A 22,744-nucleotide genomic window follows, 5' to 3' on the forward strand; every position below is an offset into this window, starting at 1 on the left:
GGCGGCCCGGGCTCCCGGCCGCCCCGCCCCTGTGTGTCACGGTCCCGCCGCGCGGCTCAGTCGAGCCAGTGCTGCCGGCCGAGGCTGATCAGCCGCATCTGCCGGGCGGCGACCTGGGCGACGCGCTCCCGCTCCGCCTCCGAGGGCTCCGGGTCCGGGGACTCCAGCGTCTCCAGGAACAGGGAGGCGGTGATGAGCATCTGGTCCACATAGAGGTGGGCGAGCATCAGCAGGTCGTCGTCGTTCCACCCCTTTGCCTCGGGGTCCTTGGCCAGCTCGGTCCTGACCTCCTCGGCGAACCGGGCGAGTTGGTCCCGGATCGCCTCCCGCACCGGCTGCACCCCGCCGTGCCGCTCCCGGGCGATGAACCTGATGTGCGCCGGATGGGCGGCCACGTAGTCGGAGATCAGCCGCACGGCACGGGTTATGCGCTCCTCGCCGGAGGTGGAGACCGTCGTGCGGACCATGGGGTGCAGGCTGCCGAGCGCCTCGTCGACCAGGGCGACACCGAGGTCGGCGGTGGAGCGGAAGTGCCGGTAGAAGGCGGTCGGGGCGACCCCGACGGCCCGGGTGACCTCGCGCAGGCCCAGGCTGCTCAGGCTCTGCTCCTCCAGCAGGGCGAGCGCCGCGTCCAGGAAGGCCTGGCGGGTCTTCTGCTTCTGGGCCTGTCGGATGCCGAGGGTGTGACTCATGTCATCCAGTTAACAACTGTTCTCCGGAATTGGAAAGCCGTGCGAGTTGCTAGACTCAAAGTCAGTGAACAACTGTTACTACAACCGTTCACCCAAATGTAACGGAGGGGGATCGATCCCATGCTGTTCCTCGTAGCCGCACTCATGCTGCTCGGCGTGGTGCTGGGCACCGTGGCCCACGCGCCGCTCGACGTCACCGCAGGACTGGCCGCCGTGATCGCCGTCTGGCTGGCCGTCTTCGCACTCCGTGAGCGCGTCGCCCGCCGCCGTCACACCTCGGCCAACTGACCTTCCGTCCCCGCTCACTTCAGGAGCTGAGCATGATGCAACTCACCGCCCCCGTCACCCCCCGCCCCCAGACCCGCACCCGCGACGCCGACGGCATGGCCGTCGCGTCCTTCATCCTGGGCCTCCTGGGCCTCCTGGTCCTGAACCTGTTCCTGGGCCCGATCGCGATCATCCTGTCCCTGGTCGCCCTGTGGCGCGGCACGGCCCGCAAGGGCCGCGCATACCTGGGCCTGGCGCTCGGCGTAGCCGACCTCGCGGTCCTGGCGATCGCCATGGAGGCCTCGAACACGGTCTCCTGGAGCCTTTAAACGGGGTCCAGGGCGGCGCGCCCCAAAGGGGCGCGGGGCTGTGTCCATTTGCGGCTCCGCCGCGTGGGCGCGACCAGCCCCGCACGGCCCGCAGTGTCCCACCGGCCCGAGCTGAACACGGTGCCCCTCGGTCCTGCGGCGGAGCCCCCCGTAGAATCGACGTCATCATGGCCTACCTCGACCACGCCGCCACGACCCCGATGCTCCCGGAGGCAGCCGCGGCCCTCACCGCGCAGCTCGGCGTCACCGGCAACGCGTCCTCCCTGCACGCCTCCGGCCGCAAGGCCCGCCGCACGGTCGAGGAATCCAGGGAGACCCTCGCGGAAGCGCTCGGCGCCCGCCCCAGCGAGGTCGTCCTCACCTCCGGCGGTACCGAGGCCGACAACCTCGCGGTGAAGGGCCTCTACTGGTCCCGCCGCGACGCCGACCCGGCCCGCACCCGGATCCTCGCCAGCCCCGTCGAGCACCACGCGGTCCTGGACGCCGTCCACTGGCTCGGCGAACACGAGGGCGCCACGGTGGAGTACCTCCCCGTCGACACCTACGGCCGGGTCCACCCCGAGGCGCTGCGCGAGGCGATCGGCCGCGACCCCGACGACGTGGCCCTCGCCACCGTCATGTGGGCCAACAATGAGATCGGCACGGTCCTGCCGATCCGCGAACTCGCCGCCGTCGCGAACGAGTTCGGCATCCCGCTGCACTCCGACGCGGTCCAGGCCTTCGGCCAGATCCCGGTGGACTTCGGCTCCTCCGGCCTCGCCGCGATGACCGTCTCCGGCCACAAGGTCGGCGGTCCGTACGGCATCGGCGCCCTGCTCCTCGGCCGTGAGTACAGCCCCGTACCGGTCCTGCACGGCGGCGGCCAGGAGCGGCATGTCCGCTCCGGCACCCTCGACGTCCCGGCGATCGCCTCGTTCGCGGTGGCGGCACGCAGCGCCGCCGAGCGCCGCGAGTGGTTCGCCCGGGAGATCGGCACCCTGCGCGACGCGCTGATCGACGCCGTCCGTACGGCCGTACCGGACGCGATCCTCGGCGGCGACCCGGTGGACCGCCTCCCGGCCAACGCGCACTTCACCTTCCCCGGCTGCGAGGGCGACTCGCTGCTCCTGCTGCTCGACGCCCAGGGCATCGAGTGCTCGACGGGCTCCGCGTGCACGGCCGGGGTCGCCCAGCCGAGCCATGTCCTGCTGGCCACCGGTACCGACCCCGACCTGGCCCGTGGCACCCTGCGCTTCTCGCTCGGCCACACCTCGACCCAGGCCGACGTCGAGGCGGTCGCGAAGGCGATCGGCCCGGTGGTGGAGCGGGCGCGGGCCGCCGGGCTCAGCTGACCGGACCGGCCGGGCCCGACCACCTCCGCGACACGCGGAATTCGCACCGAATCGGCTCCAAACAGAGCGAGTTGGGGGGTTTGCCTCCAGAGATCTCACAGTGCGTGGCCATGGGTCACCTCAGGTCGGTGTCTAGCTTCTGCTGACATGACAGACAACACTTCTGCCTCCGCGCAGACTCCTGAACCCGCCTCCCACGACGTCGACTCCGTCGACAACTCCGTGAAGCGGCGGCGCGTGCTGATCGGCGGCGCCGCCGTCGCCGCGGCCGGCGGCCTGGCGGCCGCGGGCCTCGCCTCCGCCGCCACGGCCACCGCCGAGACGAAGACCGGTGCCTCATCGGCCGCCGCGGCCGCGGCCGACGTCTGCACGCTCACCGAGGAGGTCACCGAGGGTCCGTACTGGCTGGCCGGTGCGCTCGTCCGCGAGGACATCCGGGAGGACAAGGACGGCTTCGAGGTCCAGTTCACCTTCACCGTCGTCGACCAGGCGAACGACTGTGCGCCGCTGGAGAACGCCCTGGTCGAGATCTGGCACGCCGACGCCCTCGGCGAGTACTCCGGTTACGTCGGCGGCAACCACCACACCGAGGACGACGACGGCACCTTCCTGCGGGGCGGTCAGATGACCGACTCCGACGGCCTGGTGAGCATCACCTCGATCTGGCCGGGGCACTACACCGGCCGCTGCGTCCACGTCCACATGCGGGTGCACACGGACGTGACGCTGACCGACGACTCGTACACCGGCGGCTCGATCATCCACACCGGTCAGCTGTTCTTCGACGCGGACATCAACTCCGAGGTCCAGGCGCTGTCGCCGTACTCCGACAACACCACCACGGAGACCCAGCTCGACGACGACGGCATCTACGACGGCGGCGGTGCCTCCTCCGGCCTGCTGACCCTGACCGCACTGGGTGACAGCGTCTCCGACGGGTTCGCGGCGACGCTCACCGTGGGTGTCAGCTCCTCCTGAGGCCGACGGGCCCGGAGCACCTGACACCGCAGGCCCGGTGGCCGGCCCGTCACGGCCACCGGGCCGGCCGCTCACCCGAGTGCGCGGACCAGAGCCCGGAGATCCTCGTCGGTGGCGAGGCGGTTCTCCCGGGACATCAACTGCTTCACCTGATCGAGCAGTTGGTCCAGGGCGGCGGGCGGCAGCTCGATGCCCAGGGCTGCCGTCCGGTCGGCCAGGGTGTACGGGCCGCTGTCCGGGGTGAAGGGGATCCGGCGCTCGTTGCCGACCAGGGACGGCTCCACGCAGTTGTGGAGCAGCGGGTCGACGGCCGTCTCCTGGGTGATGAAGTCCAGGCCGCCCCAGCAGAAGGCGTCCGGGCCGGTGACCGGGTGGTTCCAGGCGGTCCGGTAGCCCGTCAACTCCGCACCGAACCGGGAGAGTTCGGTGAGAGTCTCGGTACGAATGCCGGTGCGGACGCCGTAGACGGCCTCGAAGGCCAGTGCCGTGGCGGCGAGATCGGCGTTGCCGGGGCCGCCGCAGTAGCCGTTGACCGACAGTTCGACGGCGCAGGCGCCGGCCCGGACGGCGGCGACCGCGCAGCCGACGGCCAGTCCGAAGGTGTTGTGCGGATGCAGACCCACCGCCACGTCCGGCGCCAACTCCCGCGTTCGGTGCACGAGATGGCCGTACGCCTCGGGGCTCAGCGCGCCCGGCCCGTCGAAGAGGGTCAGCTCGCCGGCCCCGGCCCCGGTGAGCGCCGCGACGGTCGTGGCGTGGTCCTCCTCCGTCAGGTACGACACCATCAGCATCGGGGCGATCACGTCCACGCCGAGGGAGCGGGCGTACTCAATGAGCAGTGCGGCCCGGTCCAGTACGGCGGTGCGGTCGCGCGGGGTGTCCGGGGTGCGCCACTCCTCGCCCCGCCACGCGGCCGCGTACACGTCGGGCCGGTAGAGCAGCGCCGTCTCGCCGAAGCCCTGCACCCACACCTGCACGGCGTCGTAACCGGCCCGCGCGGCCCGGTCGATGTCGTCCGTCGAGCGCATCAGCGGGCAGATCACCCGGCACTCCGGGTTCTCGCCCTTGACCAGGTCCACCTCCGCCTTCAGCACGTCCTCGGCGCGCCCGCCGGGTCCTGCGGTGACCACCTCCGGTACCCCGGTCGCGACCACCCGCCGCAGGAACGCCCGCTTCGCCCCGGCCGGGGCCGTGACGCCCGGCAGGGTCTCCAGGGAGCGCAGGGTCGCGTCCCGCAGCCGGACCGTCCCGGGCAGCGAACCCACCACGTCGGTACGGCGGTTGAGCGGGCTCACCGACCAACGGCCGGGCTCGTGGGCGCCGGGCGCCCGCCGGGCGGCGAGCTCGGCGCGGAAGCGGTCGATCTCCTCCGGGGTGAAGACGGGGGGTTTCCGCACAGGGGTCCTCCAGGTTCTTCGCGTACGCCCCATACAAGCCCTCTGTCGACACACTTGGCAAGAAGACGCCAAGGATCCGTGCATCAAAGGTCTCATGTTTACTTTGTGTCGACACTTGGCTATGACTGTCGGCAGGCTCCGAACCCCCATGGAGGGAGGCTCCTGTGCTTCAGGACACGCCAGACCACTCGCTCAGTGCCCGTTCCGGGCGGCTCGCCGGCAAGGTCGCCGTCATCGGCGGCGCCGGAAGCGTCGGCCCCGGCTGGGGCAACGGCCGTGCCGCCGCCGTGCTCTTCGCCCGCGAGGGCGCCACCGTCCTGCTGACCGACCGTGACAAGGACGCGCTGGAGGTGACCGCGGACCAGATCCGCGCCGAGGGCGGCACGGTCCGCACCGACCTCCTGGACGTCACCGAACCCGATGCCGTCCAGGCCTACTTCACCGATGCGGCCGCCCGGACCGGCCGCATCGACATCCTGGTCAACAACGTGGGCGGCTCCCGGCCGGGCGGGGCCGCCGAACTGAGCCTCGCGGACTGGGAGAGCCAGCTGCGGACCAACCTCACCAGCTCCTTCCTCGCCTGCAAGCACGTCATCCCGGTCATGCGGCAGGGCGGGGGAGGGGCGATCGTCAACACCGCCTCCTGCTCCGGGCTGCGCTGGACCGGGGCCGCGCAGGTCGGGTACGCGGCGGCCAAGGCGGCGGTCATCCAGCTGTCCAGGGTGACGGCCGTCCAGTACGCGCCGGACGGCATCCGCGTCAACACCGTCGTCCCGGGGCAACTGCACACCCCGATGGTCGAGGCCCGGCTGGCCGGGCAGCGTGCGGGCGGGGACGTGGCGAAGCTGCTCGCCCAGCGCCGGGCCCGGATCCCGCTCGGCTTCATGGGGGACGGGCGGGACACGGCGTACGCCGCGCTGTTCCTGGCCTCCGACGAGGCGCGGTTCGTCACCGGCACCGAGATCGTCGTCGACGGCGGAATGACGGCGCGCTGTGACTGAACCCGCCGGGACCGCCCCGCCCCGCACGCCTCCACCCCGGGCCCCTTCGCCGGGCTGCCCGCCGCCGCATCCCGCGCCCCGGGTGCCGAAGCTCCGCCTGCCGCCGGGCAGTTGTGACGCCCACTGCCATGTCTTCGGGCCCGCCGGCGTCTTCCCGTACGCGCCGGAGCGCACCTTCACCCCGCTGGACGCGCCCAAGGAACAACTCCGGGCTCTCCACGCCCACCTGGGCCTGACGCGGGCGGTGGTCGTGCAGTCGTCCTGCCACGGCCACGACCACCGGGTGCTGCTGGACGCCCTCGCGGCCGGGGAGGGCAGGATCCGGGGGGTGGCCCTGATCGGTGAGGCGACCGGCCGGGCCGAGGCCGAGGAACTGCACCGGGCGGGCGTACGGGCCTTCCGGCTCAACTTCCTGCCGCATCTGCGGAGCCGGCCCACCAGTGCGGAGATCGACGCCGTGCTGGAACGCGTGGACGGCCTCGGCTGGGCCGCCCAGCTCCATGTACGGGGCGAGGACCTGCCGGGCCTGGAGGACGTCGTACGCGCCCTGCCCGGCCGGGTGGTGATCGACCACATGGGCCGGGTCGACCTCGCGGCGGGCCGGGACGGTCCGGCGGTGCGCAGTCTGCGCGGACTGCTCGACACGGGGGCGGTGTGGGTCAAGGTGAGCGGGGTCGACCGGGTTTCCGTACCGGGGCCGCCGTACACCGACGCCGTCGAACTCGCCGCGGAACTGGTCGCGTACGCGCCCGAACGGGTGGTGTGGGGCACCGACTACCCACACGTCAACATCACCGGCGCACCCCCGGACGACGGCCTCTTGGTCGACCTCCTAGAGACCATCGCCCCCGACTCCGCCCACTTGCGCCGGCTGCTGGTGGACAACCCGTCCGAACTCTTCGACTTCGAGCCGATTCAGTGAACGCGCCCGCAGGTGAGGCGCCCCAAAGGGGCGGGGCGGTGTCTGATGTGCGGCTGCCGCCGCGTGGGCGCGACCAGCCCCCACGGAGCCGCACCCAACCGACAACCCGCCTTTCCGGCCTCCCCAGCGAAGCGCCTAGTGTCGCCAGAGATGCCAGATATTTCGATTGCAGATGTCTTGAAGGCCGAAAGTGTCGACAGTATGGTCCCGGATGAAACGCGTGAGGAGACGGCCATGCACCAGCTGCCCCAGGGCACCCTCATCCGGCGCGGCGACGCGGCCTACGAACGGGCCCGTCTCGACGCCGTCTGGAACGAACGCAAACCCGACCGGCACCCCGACGTCATCGCGCTCGCGGAAAGCGAGTCGGACGTCGTCGCGGCTGTCCGGCTGGCCCGCGCCGAGGGATGGCGGATCGGCATCCGCTCCGGCGGGCACAGCTGGATCGGCAACGGCGTCCGCGACGGCGGGATGCTGCTCGACCTCTCGCGCCTGACGGAGGTGACCGTCGACCCGGCCACCCGGACGGCGACCGCACAGCCGGCGGCCACCGGACCCGCCCTGCTCGAAGCCGCCGCCCCGCACGGCCTGTTCTTCCCCACCGGCCACGCCCCGACCGTCGGCCTCGGCGGCTTCCTGCTCGGCGGCGGCTACGGCTGGGACTCCCGCCACCTCGGCCCGGCCTGCCTGGGCATCCGGGCCGTGGACGTCGTCCTCGCCGACGGCACCCTGGTGCACGCCACCGACGCGAACCACCCCGCCGTGCTGTGGGCGGCGCGCGGCAGCGGCCCCGGCTTCTTCGGGGTCGTCACCCGCTTCCACCTCGACCTGCACCCGGCGCCGAAGCGGCTGCTGCGCACCCTCCACAGCTATCCCCTGGGCCTGCGGGACGAGGTGCTGGCCTGGGCGTACGACATGCTCGAACTGCTCCCGAAGGAGGTGGAGTTCTCGGCCAAGGTCGGCTTCGTGGAGGGCCTCGACCGGCACACCGTGTCGGTCACCGCGACCGCCTTCGCCCAGGACGGCGACTCCGACCCGCTCGCGCTGCTGGAGACCGCGCCCTTCCGGGCCGAAGCGCTGCGCGCGGTCGGGAGCGCCCGGACGAGCATGGCCGAGCTGTACGGGCACGCCGACCGGATGACCCCGGCCGGGATGCGCTGGGCGCTCGACGGGATCTGGACCGACGAGCCGGTCGACAAGGTCCTGGACGCGGCCCGGCCGCTGTTCGACTCGACGCCCGGCACCACCAGCCATGTCCTGTGGATGCTGTGGGGCGGCTTCCCGGAACGCCCCGACGCCTGCTGGTCCAGCCAGGCCAAGCTCTACCTCTCGCCCAACGCGGGCTGGACGGACCCCGCCGAGGACCTCCGCCACGAGCGGTGGGCACACGGTGAACTCGCCGCGATCCAGCACCTGTCGAAGGGGCTGCAGTTCTCCGACAACAACGTCGCGGACCGCTTCGACCACGGGCTCAGCCCGGCCAACGCGTCCCGCCTGGAGGAGATCCGGGGCGCCTACGACCCCGACGGCCTGTTCCGCACCTACCTGACCCCCGCCGAGTCCACCACCGCCTACGCCGCCGCGGGCCCCGCGCGGACGCATTGACCTTCTTCTCAAGGAGAGCCGTTCCATGCACACTTCGAGAATCCCGCGGCGCCGCGCCCTCGTCCTGCTGACCGCCCTGACCGCCACCGTCTCGCTGACCGCCACCGCCTGCGGCGGCGACTCGGCCGCCGGCAGCCAGACCGCCGACGGCAAGGCGAAGATCACCGTGCTGCGCTCCAACGGCGCCATCTTCGAGCCGCTCTACATAGCCGAGCAGCAGGGCTACTTCAAGGACGCGGGCCTGGACGTCACCATCAAGGCCGGCGCCCAGGACACCTCGCAGAACGCGCCCTCCGTCCTCAACGGCGAGGCCCAGTTCGCGATGACGGACAGCTCCGGCTTCCTCAAGGGCGTGGCCTCGGGCATGGGGATCCGGATCGTCACCGGCCTCCAGTCCGCGACGACGAAGACCGACCCCACCGACGGACTGCTGGTCAAGAAGGACAGCGGGATCACGTCGTTCAAGGACCTGGAGGGCAAGACCGTCGGTCTCTCCGCGCTCGGCGGCACCATCCAGTTCATCTGCGAGTACCTGACCCAGCAGGCCGGCGGCGACCCCTCGAAGATCAAGTTCGTTGCCCTGCCGACGACTTCGCTCACGGATGCCGCCAAGTCCGGGAAGACGGACGCGGTGTACTCCTTCGGACCGTTCTACTTCGCCGGCAAGGACAGCGGGCTGCGCACCATCGGCAACGGCATGAACGACCTGCCCGGCATGGTCCAGGGTCTGCTGTTCTCCAGCCAGAAGTACCTGTCGTCCAACGGCGACACCGCCGAGAAGTTCATCGACGCCGTCGCCAAGGCCATCACCTACGCCGACGAACACCCCGACGCCGTACGGGCCATCGACAAGAAGTACACACAGGTCGACGCCGGCTTCATCGACGCGCACGACACCAACTACTACGACAAGAACCTGAACAGGACGATGATGCGCACGGTGATCACGAAGATGCACGAGTTCGGCCTGCTCGACAACGAGCCCAAGGACGACGACGTGTACTGGGACCAGGCACCCGTGGTGACCTCGTGAAGGTCCGCCTCCTCCAGATCGGCGCGCTGATCGGCGTGGTGGTGCTGTGGGCGCTCGTCGCCGCGGTGGACGTGGTGAGCGCGACGGCGCTGCCGGGACCCGCCGCGGTCGCCGGTGCCCTCGGCGACCTGCTCGGCAGCGGGACGTACTGGCAGGCCGTCGGCGACACCCTGGACGGCGCGGTCCTCGGGCTCGCGGCGGCCGTCGCCGTCGGCATCCCGGTCGGCCTGGTGACCGGGGTGTACGCGGCGGCCGAGGAGTCCTCCCGGCTGCTGGTCGAGATCCTGCGCTCCTTCCCGGTCATCGCCCTGCTCCCGGTGTTCCTGCTGGTCCTCGGCTCGACCCCGGGCATGAAGGCCACGGTCGTCTTCATCGCCTGCGTCTTCCCGATCCTGCTGCAGTCCCAGTACGGCGCCCGGAGCGTGACCCCGTCCGTCCACGAGACCGTGCGCGGCTACCGCATCCCACGCCTGCTCCGCTTCCGCCGGGTGATCCTGCCGGGCGCCGTCCCCTCCGTGATGACCGGACTGCGGCTCGCAGCCACCACCTCCGTCCTGGTCGCCATAGGCGTCGAGGTGCTCACCACGCTCCCCGGCATCGGCCACATGATCATGGAGTCGCAGCAGGCCGGCGCCTCGGACCGGGCCTACGCCTACATCCTCACGGCCGGCGCGATCGGCTACTCGATCACCCTGCTCGCCCAGTACGCCGAGCGACGGCTGCTGCGCTGGCGGCCCCCGGTCCGGGCGGGGGAGGCGACATGACCCGTCGCATCCTCCGCCACCTCTGGCTCCCCGTCCTGGTGTTCGTGATCCTGCTGGTCTCGACAGCGGGCAGCACCAGCTTCTACTTCCCGCCCCTCACCACCGTCCTGCACACCCTGTGGGACCAGCTCGCGGGCGGCGGCCTCCTCGACGACCTCTGGTTCAGCCTCCGCAACATCGTCCTCGGCCTGGCCCTCGCCACCGTCGTGGGCGTCGGCGCCGGCCTGGTGATCGGCGAGGTCCGCACCCTGCGCCTGGCCCTCGGTCCGCTCCTCGACTTCGCCCGCGCCACCCCGACCGTGGGCTTCGTGCCGGTCATCATCCTGACCCTGGGCATCGGCTCGGGCCCCAAGGTCTTCCTGATCTTCCTCGGCTCGCTCTGGCCGATCCTGCTCAACACCATCGCCGGGGTGGGCCAGATCAACCCCGCCGTCCACGAGACGTCCCGCGGCTACCGCGTCCCCTGGCACCTCCAGCTCCGCCGGGTGGTCCTCCCGGGCGCCCTGCCGCAGGTCTTCGCGGGCATCCGGGTCGCCCTGTCCATCGCCGTCGTCCTCATGGTCGTCAGCGAGATCTACGGCTCGCCGATCGGCCTCGGCAACTTCATCCTGCAGAGCGGATCGAGCTTCCACGTCGCCGAGACCTGGGCCGGCACCCTCCTCATCGGCGTCCTCGGCTACGGCCTGAGCGTGCTGCTCCTGCTCTGCGAGCACGCTCTGCTGGGCTGGTACCACCAGCGGGCCCCCAGGGCGCGCCGTACGCCCACCCCGCCCACCTCGCCCACCGCGCCCATCGAGAAGAAGAGCAACGGAGTGGTCGTATGACCCGCGGATCCGCCCTCCACGTCGAGGACCTCTGCATGACCTTCGGCCGGGGCGGCCCGCAGGAGCACCGGGTGCTCGCCGGGCTGAGCCTGCGGGTGGACCCGGGGGAGTCCGTGTGCGTCGTCGGCCCCTCCGGCGCCGGGAAGACCACCCTGCTGCGCTGCCTGGCCGGACTCACCCCGCCCACCTCGGGCACCGTCCGCTACGGCGACCAGCACCTGACCGGGCCGCACGCCGACATCGCCGTGGTCTCCCAGGACTACCGCGGCTCCCTGCTGCCCTGGATGCGGGTGTGGGACAACGTGGCCTTCCCGCTCCAGGGGCGGGGCGTGAAGAAGGCCGCGCGCAAGGCGACCGCGCTTGAGTGCCTGGACGCCGTCGGCCTCGCGGACGTCGGCGACAAGTACCCCTGGCAGCTCTCCGGCGGTATGCAGCAGCGCGTCGCCATCGCCCGCGGCCTCGCCTACGACGCCCCGGTGCTGCTCATGGACGAGCCGTTCGGGTCGGTCGACGCCCAGTCCCGGTTCGACCTGGAGGACCTGACCCTCCAGCTGCGCCGCCGCCTCGGCATCACCGTCGTCGTGGTCACCCACGACATCGACGAGTCCGTCTACCTCGGCGACCGCGTGATCGTGCTCGGCGGCCGCCCCACGGCCGTACTCGACACCCTGACCGTCCCGTTCGGCACCGACCGCGACCAGCTCACCACCCGTGCCGACCCGCGCTTCGCGGAACTGCGCACCAGAGTGCTGGCCCGGATCCGCGGCGAGCGCCTCGACCAGGACGCCGAGCCGGCCCACAACTGACCCACCAGACCACCGAGCAGGGGGGCGTGCGCCCGCGGGCGCCACGCGTGGCTCACCCCTGCCCGCGCATCCCCCGTGTCGCCGACCGGCGATGCCCCCTGCGCACAAACACCGGAAGACAAAGGAGTTCACCGTGCTGCCCACCAACAGGACCGACGACGAGCAGACCTCGTCCGTCACCGACCTGCTCGACCGTCCCGTCGCCAACCGGGCCCGCCCCCGCGCCCTCATCGTCGCGGTGGCCGCCGCCCTCGCCCCCACCCTGCTGGCCCCCGCCACCGCACAGGCGGCCAGTACGAAGAAGGCCAAGAAGGCCAAGGCGACCACGATCACCGTCGGCTCCGACGAGACCCTCACCCTCACCGAGACCACCACCGCGACCGAGCTGGTGATCGAGGAGGGCGGTGTCATCACCGTCGACGACGGCTACAGCCTCACCCTCACCGTCAACGGCGTGGAGACCGGCAGCGAACTCGCCGCGCTCACCGACGGATACGGCGGCGTCGCCACCGCCATCGCGGCCGGCACCTACACCGGCACCATCGTGCTGAACGTCGCCGAGGCCACCGACGTCGCCTACTCCACCCTCACCTTCCCCTTCCGCCAGGCCATCTACGTCGACGCCGACGGAGTGGACGAGGACAAGTCCGTCCCCTCCGACGTGATGGACGGCACCGTCACCGACACCGGGGCCTCGGACATCACCCTGCTCTCCAACGGCGAGGCCTTCAACGGCGTCTACGTCGCCGGCGGCAGCTACACCCTCACCGACCCGACCATCGCCTTCGACGGCAACGGCCGCTGCGACTTCGTCGGCTACGGCGCCGCCGTGGTCGGCACCGGCTCGGGCACCACCCTCGTCCTCGACGGCGCGAACATCAGCAACGTGGGAGTGGTCCGTACGGCGGTGATCGCCGACGCCACCGCCAACGTGATCGTCAAGAACTCCACCATCAAGTGCGCCGACGGCGTCGTCCCCGCCGAGTACCCGGCCGCCGGCACCGGCGACACCAAGTACATGATCACCGTGCCGTGGATGCTGGGCATCTCCGGCAACGTGCGCGCCACCAACCTGCTCGGCGCGAGCACCAAGGCCTCGTACATCAACTCCTCGATCTCCTCGGAGAAGTGGGGCGCCCTGTCGGTCGACGGCGGCAGCTACTGCACCCTCACCGCCATCAACAGCACCATCGCCAACACCGGCGGCCAGGGCTACGGCAGCTACGCCATCGGCAACGTCACCGAGCACTTCCTCGGCTGCACCTTCGACGTCGGCGACTACGCCCTCATCCACTGGGGTGCCTCGGCGCACTACGGCGACAGCACCAAGGACGCGGTCTCGGACCTCAACGACTCCCTCTCCCTCGGCCTCACCTCGGCCGAACTGGACGACCTCCCGGTCCAGTCGACCACCATCGACGCGGGCCGCTTCATGGTCATGTGGTACGCGGCGGGATCGGTGGCCATCGACGGCGGCACCCAGGTCACCACCGGTGAGACCACCTTCATGTGCAAGGCGGTCGCGGGCACCGTCACCGTCGACGGCTCCGACGGCGCCACCGTCACCACCGGCAACGGAGTCCTCTTCCAGCTGATGGACACCGACCGCCCGAGCAGCGTCACGGTGTCCGGCAAGCCCTGGTCCAGCGAGACGACCGGCACCTACACCGAGCCGACCGGCTCCCCGACCAAGTCGTCGAGCTGGGTCACCACCAGCTCGCAGTCCACGGACGCGAAGGGCACCTTCACCGACATCGCCCTGACCGGCGACTTCTACAACTCGGTCTGGGGCGGCGGCAACGCGAGCCTCCAGGGCCAGAACCTCACCCTCTCCTTCACCCGCACCACGGTCGAGGGCGTCATCTCGGCGAGCACGGCCAAGCACAGCGTCTCCACGATCACCAAGACGGAGTACCGCGAGATCAGCGAGGTCACCAACACCCCGAGCGCGGTGGTCAACAACGGCGTCCTGGTGACCCTGGGCGAGTCCTCGACCTGGACGGTGACGGGCACGTCGTACCTCAGCGCCCTCACCCTGGCCTCGACCGCGTCGATAACGGCCCCGACCGACCGGACGGTGACCCTGACGGTCGACGGAACGGCGACCACCATCACGCCGGGCAAGAGCTACACGGGCGCCTTGACCCTGACGGTGTCGTAAGTAGACCAACAGAAGAGAGCCGGCCCCCGGGGAAGGATGCGAACCGAATCCCGGGGGCCGGAGCTTTTGAACGGAGGGCCTTGGCTCAACTGGGGGCGAGCGTCCCTACCTGCTTGGGGGCGCGGGGCTGCATTGAATCTGCGGCTGCCGCCGCGTGGGCGCGACAAGCCCCCACGCACCCGCACCCGGCAAACAGCCCTTACGCCCCGATCATGTTGTATCCCCCATCAGCCACCAAGAAGCCCCCGGTGATGTGCCCGGCATCCTCGGTCGCCAGAAACAGCGCCGCCCCCGCCAACTCCTCCGGCCCCGGAATCCGCCCCATGGGCGTATTGGCCCGCAACACATCCCCCCGCCCGCTCTTCCAGTCCTCGCGCCCCAGCGTCGCCGCGGTCTCGATGAACCCCGGCGCGAAGACGTTCACCCGCACCCTCGGCGCGAACGCATGCGCATAGGACTTGGTCAGGCCGATGATCCCGTACTTCGCGGCAGCGTACTGCGGCGCCCGCGCGCTGCCCCGCACCACCACCGTCGACCCGATGTTCACGATCGCCCCGCCCCCCTCCTGCTCCAGCATCCGCCCCCCGAACTCGTGCGTGCACAGCAGCGTGCCCTTGATGTCGACGCCGAGCACATGGTCGATGGACTCCTCCGTGATGTCCCGCCAGGACATCTGCTCACGGGCGACGTCCCCCACGTTGTTGACCGCCACGTCCAGCCGTCCGAAGTGCGCCCACACCTCCTCCGCGAGCCGGGTGATCTGGGCGTGCTCGGAGATGTCGGCCTGCACGACGAGAGCCTTGCGGCCGAGCGCGGTCACGCGCTCGGCGGTCGCCTCGGCCCCCTCGCGGGAACCGCGGTAGTGGACGGCGACATCGGCCCCCTCCCGCGCCGCCCGCACCGCGATCTCGGCACCGAACCCGGTACCGGCACCGGTGACGAGCACGGTCTTCCCGGCGAATCGTTCGAACACGGCGGTCATAAGGCCTCCCAAGCCTCGAAGGTCATCGTGGGTCGGAACTCAGACGAGCGTCCGCCCGCCGTCGACGTACAGCACCTGTCCGGTGACGAACGCCGCGGCATCGGACGCGAGGAAGAGCACGGGCCCGGTCAGGTCGGCGGGCCGGCCCAGCCGGCCCGCGGGGACGAGGGACTCCAGGGACGCCCGGACCCCTGGCCCGGCGAGGTACTCACGCGTGAGGCCGGTCTCGGTGTAGCCGGGCGCGACCGCGTTGACGGTGACCCCGCAGGCCGCCCACTCCCTGGCCATGACCCGCATCAACTGGTCGACGCCTCCCTTGGTCGCCGCGTACGGCGCGTGGTTGGCGTGGGCCAGCAGCCCCGACACGGACGAGAGGTAGACGACCCGCCCGTACCCGGCCGCCACCATCACCCCGCCCACGGCCCGCCCCAGCCAGAACGCGCTGTCGAGGTTGACCGCGGTGATCCGCTCCCACACCTCGTCCGGGGTGTCGAGCACCGGCCGCCGGTCGTTCACCCCGACCGCGTGCACGAACACGTTGATGCCGCCGAGCATGTGGACCGCCTGTTCGACAGCGTTCCGGCAGGCGTCCGCCGAAGTCAGGTCCGCGGACAGCCCCTTGACGGAACCGGGCCCCGCCGACGCGGCCACCTCGGCCACCTTGCGCTCGTCGACGTCCAGGACGACCACCGTCGCCCCCGCCCCGGCGAACCCGTCCGCGACCGCCGCACCGATCCCGCCCGCCCCGGCGACCAGCGCCCGGGTCCCCGTGAAGTCCCATGTCGTCCGCATGCTTCGGACGGTAGGTCACCGCAGCGATTTGTGTCCACACTTTGCGCACCTATTGACGATCAGACGGGCTCAAGACAGGCTGTCTGTCGACAGTTGAGGGAGGTCTGATGAAACTGGTGACGTTCTACGACGGACTGGACGACGGACTGGTGGGCCGACTCGACGGAGACACCGTCGTGGAACTGGAAGTGCCCTCCACCCGCGCCTGGTTCGAGCGGGAGGGCCAGGTCGCCGAGACGGGGCGGACGTTCGTGCTCGCCGACGTCCGGCTGCGCGCGCCGATCGTGCCGAGGAAGTTCTTCCACACCGCCGGCAACTTCCGGGAGCACCACGAGGACCTGGCCCGCGTGGACTGGTCCCACCCCGTCAACAAGGGGATCGTCTTCTTCCAGAACGTCGACGCGATCATCGGTCCGGACGAGCCCGTCGTGTACCCGGCGAACCTCACCCGGGAACTCGACTACGAACTCGAACTCGCCATCGTCATCGGCAAGCCGGGCCGCTTCTTCTCCGCCGAACAGGCCGTCGAGCACATCGCCGGCTATGTGGTCTTCAACGACATCACCGCGCGGGACATCCAGCGCCGGGAGATGGAGTCGGGGGTCTTCTCCTTCTCCAAGGCCATCGAGACCTTCTGCCCCGTCGGCCCGTACATCGTCACCGCGGACGAGATCGACGACCCGCACGCCCTGGACATGGAGCTCAGGGTCAACGGCGACGTGCGCCAGAAGTCCAACACCGGCCGGATGTCGGTCTCCATCCCGCAGCTGGTCGCCTACCACTCCCCGCAGACCTACAGCGCGGGCGACCTCGTCACCACCGGCACCGTCGCGGGCGTGGCCGCGAGCACCGAGGACCCGTTCGCCAACTACCTCAAGCCCGGTGACGTGGTCGAGGCCGAGATCGAGGGCCTGGGCGTGCTGCGCAACCCGGTGGTCTCCTGGAGAGAGGCGTACGGCGAGGCCGAGCCCCCCGCCGGGCACTGGGCGTGATCGGCAGATGCGCCTCGCCCGACTCGCCGGCCGTACCGTCCTGCTGACCCCGGACGGCGCCATCGACGTACCGGCCGCCTTCGCCGCCGACCCCTTCGCCCGCTGGGACGACCTGCGCCTGTGGTCCGCCGCCGCGACCGGCGCCCGCCCGTACGACGAGGCCGAGCTGGAGCCCCCGGTGGCGGCCCCCCGCCAGATCTTCGCTGTCGCCCTCAACTACCGCCCGCACACCGCCGAGGCGGGGTACGCGGAGCCCGAAGTCCCGCTCGTCTTCACCAAGTTCGCCACCTGCCTCACCGGCCCGCACACCACGGTCACGCTGCCGCCCGGCCATGTCGACTGGGAGCTGGAACTGGTCGCCGTCATCGGCCGGGAGGCCCATCGGGTACCGGAGGAGAAGGGCTGGGAACCGGTCGTCGCGCTCACCGTCGGCCAGGACCTCTCCGAGCGGATCAGCCAACTCGCAGGCAGGCCCGCCCAGTTCTCGCTCGGCAAGTCCTACCCCGGCTTCGGCCCCGTCGGCCCCGCACTCGTCAGCCTGGACGAGGTCGACGACCCGGACGACCTGGAGCTGACCTGCGAGCTGAACGGCGAGACCGTCCAGCACGACCGCACCGCCAACATGATCTTCCCGATTCCCGAACTGGTCGCCCACATCAGCCGGTTCTGCACGCTCCTCCCCGGTGACCTGATCTTCACCGGCACCCCGGCGGGGGTGGGCAACCGCCGGGTCCCGCAGCGCTTCCTGACCCCGGACGACGAACTGGTCAGCAGAATCGGGGGAGTCGGCGAGATGCGGCACCGCTTCTGGAGGCCGAGGAACCCATGACCAGCACGCTCTTCACCGACGTCCACGTCTTCGACGGCACGGGCCGCGAGCCGTTCCCCGCGCAGGTCCTGGTCGAGGGCAACCGCATCACCGCGGTCGCCGAGCGCATCTCCCGCGACCGGACCGCAGAGGCCCGGGTGATCGACGGGGGCGGCGGCACCCTGCTCCCCGGACTCGTCGACGCCCACACCCACCTCGGCTTCGGCTCCACCGTCGAGCACCTCTCCCGCCGCCGCGACGAGCCCGACGAGGAGAAGGCCCTGCTCGTCGCGCACGCCGGCCGGGTCCTCCTCGACCACGGCATCACCAGCGCCTACTCCGGCGGCAACCGGCTGCCCCGCACGGAGGTCGCCGCCCGCAAGGCCTTCGCCGAGGGCTGGATGCCAGGACCGCGCCTCAAGGCCGCCTCCTGGGAGGGCAGCGCCGGCATGGTCGAGCCGGGTGTCTACGACTTCCCGGGCATCGACGGCCGTGCCTCCGCCCCGGAGTCGGTCGCCCGGTTCGTCGCCGACATGGCCGAACTCGGCGTCGACATCGTCAAGTTGTCCCTCTCCGGCGAGAGCGCCGTCGTACAGGGCACGTCCCGGATCGTGCAGTTCACCGACGAGGAGGTGGCCGCCGCCGCGCACACCGCCGAGAAGCACGGCGTCTGGCTCACCGCGCACGCGCACGCGGCCGAGTCGGTCAAGATGGCCGTACGGCACCGCATCCGCGCCGTCTACCACTGCACCTTCGCCGACGAGGAGGCCCTCGACCTCCTCCAGGCCGCCCGCGACCGCGTCTTCGTCGCCCCGACCCCGGGCATCATCCACGCCAACCTCTTCGAGGCCGGCAGCGAGCCCGAACCCGGCATGGAGGTCGAGGCCACCCGGGATGCCGTGTGCGCGGTCGTACCCGAACTCGTGGCGCGCGGCATCCGGGTCGTCCCCGGCGGCGACTACGGCTTCGCCTGGAACCCGGTCGGCCGCAATCTGCGGGACCTGGAGCTCTTCGTGGACTGGTTCGGCTTCACCCCGGCCGAGGCGCTGCGCGCGGCCACCGGGTACGGCGGCCAGGTGATGGGGATGGGGGAGGAGCTGGGGCTGGTCCGGGAGGGGTATCTCGCGGACCTGGTGCTGGTCGACGGCGATCCGCTGGCCGACATCCGGATCCTCCAGGACCGCGACCGACTACGGGTGATCATGAAGGACGGCGTGCTGCACAAGGCGACCGGGTGATCAGGACCGTCAGGACCATCAGGGCCACGATCGGCGCGGGGCGGCTGGCGGGGGAGTACGACGGCGAGACCGGCGTCTTCCGGGGCGTCCCCTTCGCCGAGCCGCCGGTCGGAGACCTCCGCTGGCGGCCCCCGCGTCGGCCCGCGCCCTGGGACGGCGAGCGCCGGGCCGACGCCTTCGGCCCGGCGCCGCTGCAGCCCCAGCCGCCCCGCGACTCGATCATGTACCACACCAACTTCGCCGACCGGCGGGCGCTGGTGATGAGCGAGGACTGCCTCTACCTGAACGTGTGGACCCCGGACCCGGCGCCGGGCGCCCGGCTGCCCGTGATGGTGTGGATCCACGGCGGCGGCAACCGTTACGGCCACGGCGGCCAGGAGATCCACCACGGCCGTGCGCTGGCCCGGCGCGGCCTGGTCGTCGTGACCCTCAACCACCGGCTCGGCGCCCTCGGCTTCCTCGCCCACCCCGAACTCGCCGCCGAGGACGACCTGGGCGCCTCCGGCAACTACGGGCTGCTCGACATCGTCGCCGCGCTGACCTGGGTACGCGAGAACATCACGGCGTTCGGCGGCGACCCCGACCGGGTCACCCTCGCCGGCAACTCCGCCGGCGCCGCCCACGTCTGCCACCTCATGGCCGCCCCGGCCGCCCGGCACCTCTTCCACGCGGCCGTCGGCCAGAGCGCCTCCGGCATCGGCCGGGCCGAGGGGCCGCTGCCGGACCGGACCGCCGCGCAGAAGCAGGGGCTGCGCTGGGCGGAGGACCGCGGCCTCGACGTGCTGCGCCGCCTGGACGGCGTCGAACTCGTCCTCAAGGGCCACTTCGGACCGGTCGTCGACGGCCGGGTCCTCACCGAACCGAGCGACGGCGTCTTCGGCACCGCCCGCCAGCACGCCGTACCCCTCCTCGTCGGGACCAACGACGACGAGGGCTCGGTGTACGCCTCGCTGGACATCCTGCGCCGGCTGCCCGTCGAGCCCGGCACGGACGCCGTGTACCCGCTGCGGGACGGCGACGAAGTCCGCCGTACGGCACGGCGGTTCACGGGGGAGAGCCGGTTCGCCTACCCGGTGTGGCACTGGGCGCGGACCCACGCGGCCGTCGCACCCACCTGGATGTACCGCTTCACCCGGACCCCGCCGCTGCCTCCCGGACTTCCGCTCGCCCCGCCCCGCGACGGGCTCCCCGGCTACGGCGCCCACCACACCGCCGAACTGCCCTACGCGCTCGACACGTTGACGGCCCGCGCCTGGCCCTGGACCGACGCCGACCGGGAGCTGGCCCGCACCATGGCCGACACCTGGGCGCGCTTCGTCACCGACCACGACCCGGGCGGCGGGTCGCTACCCGCCTGGCCGGAGTTCACGGGGGAGAGGGCGATGGTGTTCGGCGGCGACACCGTCGAGGTCGGTCCGGTCCGACGGCTCGACGCCCTACGGCTGTTGGACCGCGCGCCCCGCCCCCTGCTCGACTGAACGGAAGGATCCGCATCCCATGGCACGACTCCCCGGCACCGAAGGCAGCGGCGAGATCGCCGACCGCGTCCGCGCCCGGCGCGGCGGCAGTCTGCATCCGCTCGACCGACTGCTGCTGCACAGCCCGCCGGTGGCCGACGGCTGGAACAGCCTGCTCGGCGCCGTACGGGAGCGGATGTCGCTGCCCGCCGACCTCCGGGAACTGGTCATCCTGCGGATCGCGGTCCTCAACCGGGCGCCGTACGAATGGGCGGCGCACGAGCCGGAGGCACGGCGGGCCGGGGCGGACGACGGGCAGCTGGCCGAAGTGCGCAAGGAGAAGCCGGAGTTCGAGGGACGCATCGCGCGGGTCATCGCCTACACCGACGCGCTGACCCGGGACGTCGAGGTCCCGGACCCGGTGTTCGACGCCCTGCGCGCCGACTTCGACGAGACCGGGCTCGTCGAACTGACGGCGACCGTGGCGGTGTACAACATGGTGTCCCGGTTCCTGGTCGCGCTGGACGTCCAGCCCTAGACGGCTGTCGACAGACAGGCGGCGACCGGTGTTCTGGGCGGCTCCGGGGTGCGATAGTGTCGACACCGATGGATCCGCTGTGAACCCGGCACCGGGCCGGGCACGGACCGGGAGGCCGCCGGATGACCGATCAGGACACGCATGTCGTGCTCGCCCGCCTGCTGCGGCTGCGGGACCGGCGGGAGCCGTTGGTCGCGCAGATCGCGGAGTGGGTGGGCGCCGGGATCATCGAGGGGCGGCTGGCCGCGGGCCAGGACCTCAACAGCGTCGACCTGTCACGTCGGTTCGACACCAGCCGGACCCCCGTGCGCGAGGCCCTGATGGTCCTGGAGCAGGAGGGCCTGGTCGAGATGAAGGCGCGCCGCCGGCCCCGGGTCGCCGCGCCCTCCCTCCAGGACATCCGGGACATCTACCAGGTCCGGCGCCAGCTCCTGGCGATGCTCGCCGCCCTGCTGGTGGAGCGGGCCACCGACGAGGAGGTCGGCGAGCTGCGCGGCCGGGTCGAGAAGATGCGCGGACTGGCCGACGAGGGCGACGTGGACGCGTACTTCTGGAGCCATGTGCAGCTCCAGGAGCGGATGACCGAGATCGTCGGCAACGCCACCCTCAAGCAGATCCTCGACTCCCTGGCGCTGCGCACCCTCATGCTCCGCCACCTCAGCCTGACCCGCCCCGGCCGGCTCGCCTACAGCGTCGACGACCAGGAGCGGCTGATGCAGGCCTGCGAGGAGCGCGACGGCGAGCTGGCCTCCGCGCTGATCGCGGGGGCGACCGTCCGGGCGCTGCGTTCGGTCGAGGAGCAGATCCAGGAGCAGGAGGCCGGCTGCAAGCCGTCACGCCGGCGGCGCACCCCGTCGACGTGACGGCCCGGGGATCCCGGAGGCGGCCCGGGGACCCTCGCGTCGCCGGTGCCCGGGTCCCCCTGGCTTTCGCCGGTGCCCGGGGTCCCCTCACTTCGCCAGCACGCCGCCGTCCACCGGGAAGTTGCCGCCGGTGACCCACGCGGACTCGTCGGACGCCAGATAGACCGCGCACCAGGCGATGTCCTCCGGCGTGCCCACCCGGCCCAGCGGGATACGGGCCAGCAGGGCCGCCCGGGCGGCTCCCTCGTGCGCGCCGGCCGACTCGGTGGCCGGGGTGCGCACCATGCCGGGCGAGATGGTGTTGGCCCGGATCCCGGACGGTCCGCCCTCCACGGCCAGCTGGCGGGTCAGGCCGAGCACCGCCGACTTGCCCGCACAGTGCGCCACCATGCCGAAGGTGCCGCTGCCCCGGAAGGCGTTCACCGAGGCGAAGTTGACGATCGAGCCGCCGCCGGAGGCCACCAGGTGCGGCCAGGCGGCCCGTACCGGCAGGAACACCACGTCGACCTCGCCGCGCAGGGTCGGCGTCCACTGCGCGCCGAAGTCCATCTCCGCGGCGCTCGCCATGTGCGGGGCGATCGCGCCCGCCGTCACCAGGACGTCGATCCGGCCGTGCCGCTCGAACACGGTGTCCGCACAGCGCCGGGCGTCCTCCTCGACCGTCATGTCCAGCGGGGCCATGACGTCGACCTTCACCCCGCGTTCGGCGGCCAGTTTCCGGGTGCGTCCGGCCGCGTCCGCGTCGATGTCGCAGCCGACCACGGTCGCGCCCTGCTCGGCGAAGAGCAGCGCGCAGCCCTGGCCGATCCCCGCGCCCGCACCGGTCACGAGAGCGACCTTGCCCAAGAGTCGTTGTCCGGCCCGGGGATCGGTCATGACGTTCTCCTCGTCGCGTGGGAAGGTCCTTCATCACCTGTCTAGTGTCGACAGTAAGGCTCGGTCAAGGGGGCTTGTGGCATTCACA

23 protein-coding genes are annotated in these 22,744 nt (G+C 71.7%); 18 read left to right on the plus strand and 5 right to left on the minus strand.

The window, feature by feature from the left end:
• Window positions 1–56: 56 nt before the first annotated feature.
• Window positions 57–692: a TetR family transcriptional regulator gene (locus tag ACFWPS_RS12660; protein WP_383704042.1), complete on the minus strand. Its 636-nt coding sequence runs from the start codon at window positions 690–692 to the stop codon at window positions 57–59.
• Between the two features lie 120 nt (window positions 693–812).
• Here ACFWPS_RS12660 and ACFWPS_RS12665 point away from each other — a divergent pair, with 120 nt between their 5' ends.
• The 4 genes from ACFWPS_RS12665 to ACFWPS_RS12680 all read left to right on the plus strand — a co-directional run bounded on the left by ACFWPS_RS12665 (window position 813) and on the right by ACFWPS_RS12680 (window position 3,597).
• Window positions 813–980, plus strand: coding sequence for a hypothetical protein (locus ACFWPS_RS12665; RefSeq protein ID WP_383704045.1), 168 nt, complete (start codon window positions 813–815; stop codon window positions 978–980).
• A 35-nt stretch (window positions 981–1,015) separates the two neighbouring features.
• Window positions 1,016–1,288, plus strand: coding sequence for a DUF4190 domain-containing protein (locus ACFWPS_RS12670; RefSeq protein ID WP_383704317.1), 273 nt, complete (start codon window positions 1,016–1,018; stop codon window positions 1,286–1,288).
• A 167-nt stretch (window positions 1,289–1,455) separates the two neighbouring features.
• On the plus strand, window positions 1,456–2,619 hold the full coding sequence (locus ACFWPS_RS12675) for a cysteine desulfurase family protein (protein WP_383704048.1): 1,164 nt from the start codon (window positions 1,456–1,458) through the stop codon (window positions 2,617–2,619).
• Between the two features lie 147 nt (window positions 2,620–2,766).
• The gene (locus ACFWPS_RS12680; RefSeq protein WP_383704051.1) at window positions 2,767–3,597 is read left to right on the plus strand and encodes an intradiol ring-cleavage dioxygenase; all 831 of its coding nucleotides are present in this window, start codon (window positions 2,767–2,769) and stop codon (window positions 3,595–3,597) included.
• 71 nt (window positions 3,598–3,668) lie between these two features.
• On the opposite strand, the gene ACFWPS_RS12685 is transcribed toward ACFWPS_RS12680, so the two are convergent.
• Entirely contained in the window at window positions 3,669–4,994 is a 1,326-nt protein-coding gene (locus tag ACFWPS_RS12685) for a hypothetical protein (RefSeq protein ID WP_383704054.1), read from the minus strand.
• Window positions 4,995–5,158: 164 nt separating this feature from the next.
• Here ACFWPS_RS12685 and ACFWPS_RS12690 point away from each other — a divergent pair, with 164 nt between their 5' ends.
• The 8 genes from ACFWPS_RS12690 to ACFWPS_RS12725 all read left to right on the plus strand — a co-directional run bounded on the left by ACFWPS_RS12690 (window position 5,159) and on the right by ACFWPS_RS12725 (window position 14,110).
• Window positions 5,159–5,995, plus strand: coding sequence for an SDR family NAD(P)-dependent oxidoreductase (locus ACFWPS_RS12690; protein ID WP_383704057.1), 837 nt, complete (start codon window positions 5,159–5,161; stop codon window positions 5,993–5,995).
• Window positions 5,996–6,077: 82 nt separating this feature from the next.
• Entirely contained in the window at window positions 6,078–6,917 is an 840-nt protein-coding gene (locus tag ACFWPS_RS12695) for an amidohydrolase family protein (RefSeq protein ID WP_383704060.1), read from the plus strand.
• Between the two features lie 234 nt (window positions 6,918–7,151).
• Window positions 7,152–8,522, plus strand: a complete 1,371-nt coding sequence (locus ACFWPS_RS12700) for an FAD-binding oxidoreductase (protein WP_383704063.1) — start codon at window positions 7,152–7,154, stop codon at window positions 8,520–8,522.
• Window positions 8,523–8,547: 25 nt separating this feature from the next.
• Entirely contained in the window at window positions 8,548–9,555 is a 1,008-nt protein-coding gene (locus tag ACFWPS_RS12705) for an ABC transporter substrate-binding protein (protein WP_383704066.1), read from the plus strand.
• Window positions 9,552–10,319 (plus strand): ABC transporter permease, encoded by a 768-nt coding sequence (locus ACFWPS_RS12710; RefSeq protein ID WP_383704069.1) that lies wholly within the window; start codon window positions 9,552–9,554, stop codon window positions 10,317–10,319. Before ACFWPS_RS12705 ends, ACFWPS_RS12710 begins: the two co-directional genes overlap by 4 nt.
• Window positions 10,316–11,143, plus strand: coding sequence for an ABC transporter permease (locus ACFWPS_RS12715; protein WP_383704072.1), 828 nt, complete (start codon window positions 10,316–10,318; stop codon window positions 11,141–11,143). Before ACFWPS_RS12710 ends, ACFWPS_RS12715 begins: the two co-directional genes overlap by 4 nt.
• Window positions 11,140–11,949: an ABC transporter ATP-binding protein gene (locus ACFWPS_RS12720; RefSeq protein ID WP_383704075.1), complete on the plus strand. Its 810-nt coding sequence runs from the start codon at window positions 11,140–11,142 to the stop codon at window positions 11,947–11,949. Before ACFWPS_RS12715 ends, ACFWPS_RS12720 begins: the two co-directional genes overlap by 4 nt.
• Before the next feature lie 133 nt (window positions 11,950–12,082).
• Window positions 12,083–14,110, plus strand: a complete 2,028-nt coding sequence (locus tag ACFWPS_RS12725; protein WP_383704078.1) for a hypothetical protein — start codon at window positions 12,083–12,085, stop codon at window positions 14,108–14,110.
• Between the two features lie 199 nt (window positions 14,111–14,309).
• Here the strand turns inward: ACFWPS_RS12725 and ACFWPS_RS12730 are convergent, their stop codons facing one another.
• The gene (locus ACFWPS_RS12730; RefSeq protein ID WP_383704081.1) at window positions 14,310–15,092 is read right to left on the minus strand and encodes an SDR family NAD(P)-dependent oxidoreductase; all 783 of its coding nucleotides are present in this window, start codon (window positions 15,090–15,092) and stop codon (window positions 14,310–14,312) included.
• A gap of 39 nt (window positions 15,093–15,131) precedes the next feature.
• Window positions 15,132–15,884 (minus strand): SDR family NAD(P)-dependent oxidoreductase, encoded by a 753-nt coding sequence (locus ACFWPS_RS12735; protein ID WP_383704083.1) that lies wholly within the window; start codon window positions 15,882–15,884, stop codon window positions 15,132–15,134.
• 107 nt (window positions 15,885–15,991) lie between these two features.
• Here ACFWPS_RS12735 and ACFWPS_RS12740 point away from each other — a divergent pair, with 107 nt between their 5' ends.
• The 6 genes from ACFWPS_RS12740 (at window position 15,992) to ACFWPS_RS12765 (ending at window position 21,780) form a co-directional block, all read left to right on the plus strand.
• Window positions 15,992–16,876 (plus strand): fumarylacetoacetate hydrolase family protein, encoded by an 885-nt coding sequence (locus ACFWPS_RS12740; RefSeq protein WP_383704085.1) that lies wholly within the window; start codon window positions 15,992–15,994, stop codon window positions 16,874–16,876.
• 7 nt (window positions 16,877–16,883) lie between these two features.
• Window positions 16,884–17,705 (plus strand): fumarylacetoacetate hydrolase family protein, encoded by an 822-nt coding sequence (locus ACFWPS_RS12745; protein ID WP_383704087.1) that lies wholly within the window; start codon window positions 16,884–16,886, stop codon window positions 17,703–17,705.
• The gene (locus ACFWPS_RS12750) at window positions 17,702–18,922 is read left to right on the plus strand and encodes an amidohydrolase family protein (RefSeq protein WP_383704090.1); all 1,221 of its coding nucleotides are present in this window, start codon (window positions 17,702–17,704) and stop codon (window positions 18,920–18,922) included. Before ACFWPS_RS12745 ends, ACFWPS_RS12750 begins: the two co-directional genes overlap by 4 nt.
• Complete coding sequence (locus ACFWPS_RS12755; RefSeq protein WP_383704092.1) at window positions 18,919–20,400, plus strand: carboxylesterase/lipase family protein; 1,482 nt, start codon at window positions 18,919–18,921, stop codon at window positions 20,398–20,400. The genes ACFWPS_RS12750 and ACFWPS_RS12755 overlap by 4 nt, the downstream gene beginning before the upstream one ends.
• A 19-nt stretch (window positions 20,401–20,419) precedes the next feature.
• Window positions 20,420–20,917 (plus strand): carboxymuconolactone decarboxylase family protein, encoded by a 498-nt coding sequence (locus ACFWPS_RS12760; RefSeq protein WP_383704094.1) that lies wholly within the window; start codon window positions 20,420–20,422, stop codon window positions 20,915–20,917.
• A 122-nt stretch (window positions 20,918–21,039) separates the two neighbouring features.
• Entirely contained in the window at window positions 21,040–21,780 is a 741-nt protein-coding gene (locus tag ACFWPS_RS12765; protein ID WP_383704096.1) for a GntR family transcriptional regulator, read from the plus strand.
• A gap of 87 nt (window positions 21,781–21,867) precedes the next feature.
• Here the strand turns inward: ACFWPS_RS12765 and ACFWPS_RS12770 are convergent, their stop codons facing one another.
• The gene (locus tag ACFWPS_RS12770; RefSeq protein ID WP_383704098.1) at window positions 21,868–22,656 is read right to left on the minus strand and encodes an SDR family NAD(P)-dependent oxidoreductase; all 789 of its coding nucleotides are present in this window, start codon (window positions 22,654–22,656) and stop codon (window positions 21,868–21,870) included.
• Window positions 22,657–22,744 lie beyond the last annotated feature (88 nt).

The sequence above is a fragment of the Streptomyces sp. NPDC058457 genome, assembly GCF_042720695.1.
Taxonomy (GTDB): Bacteria; Actinomycetota; Actinomycetes; order Streptomycetales; family Streptomycetaceae; genus Streptomyces.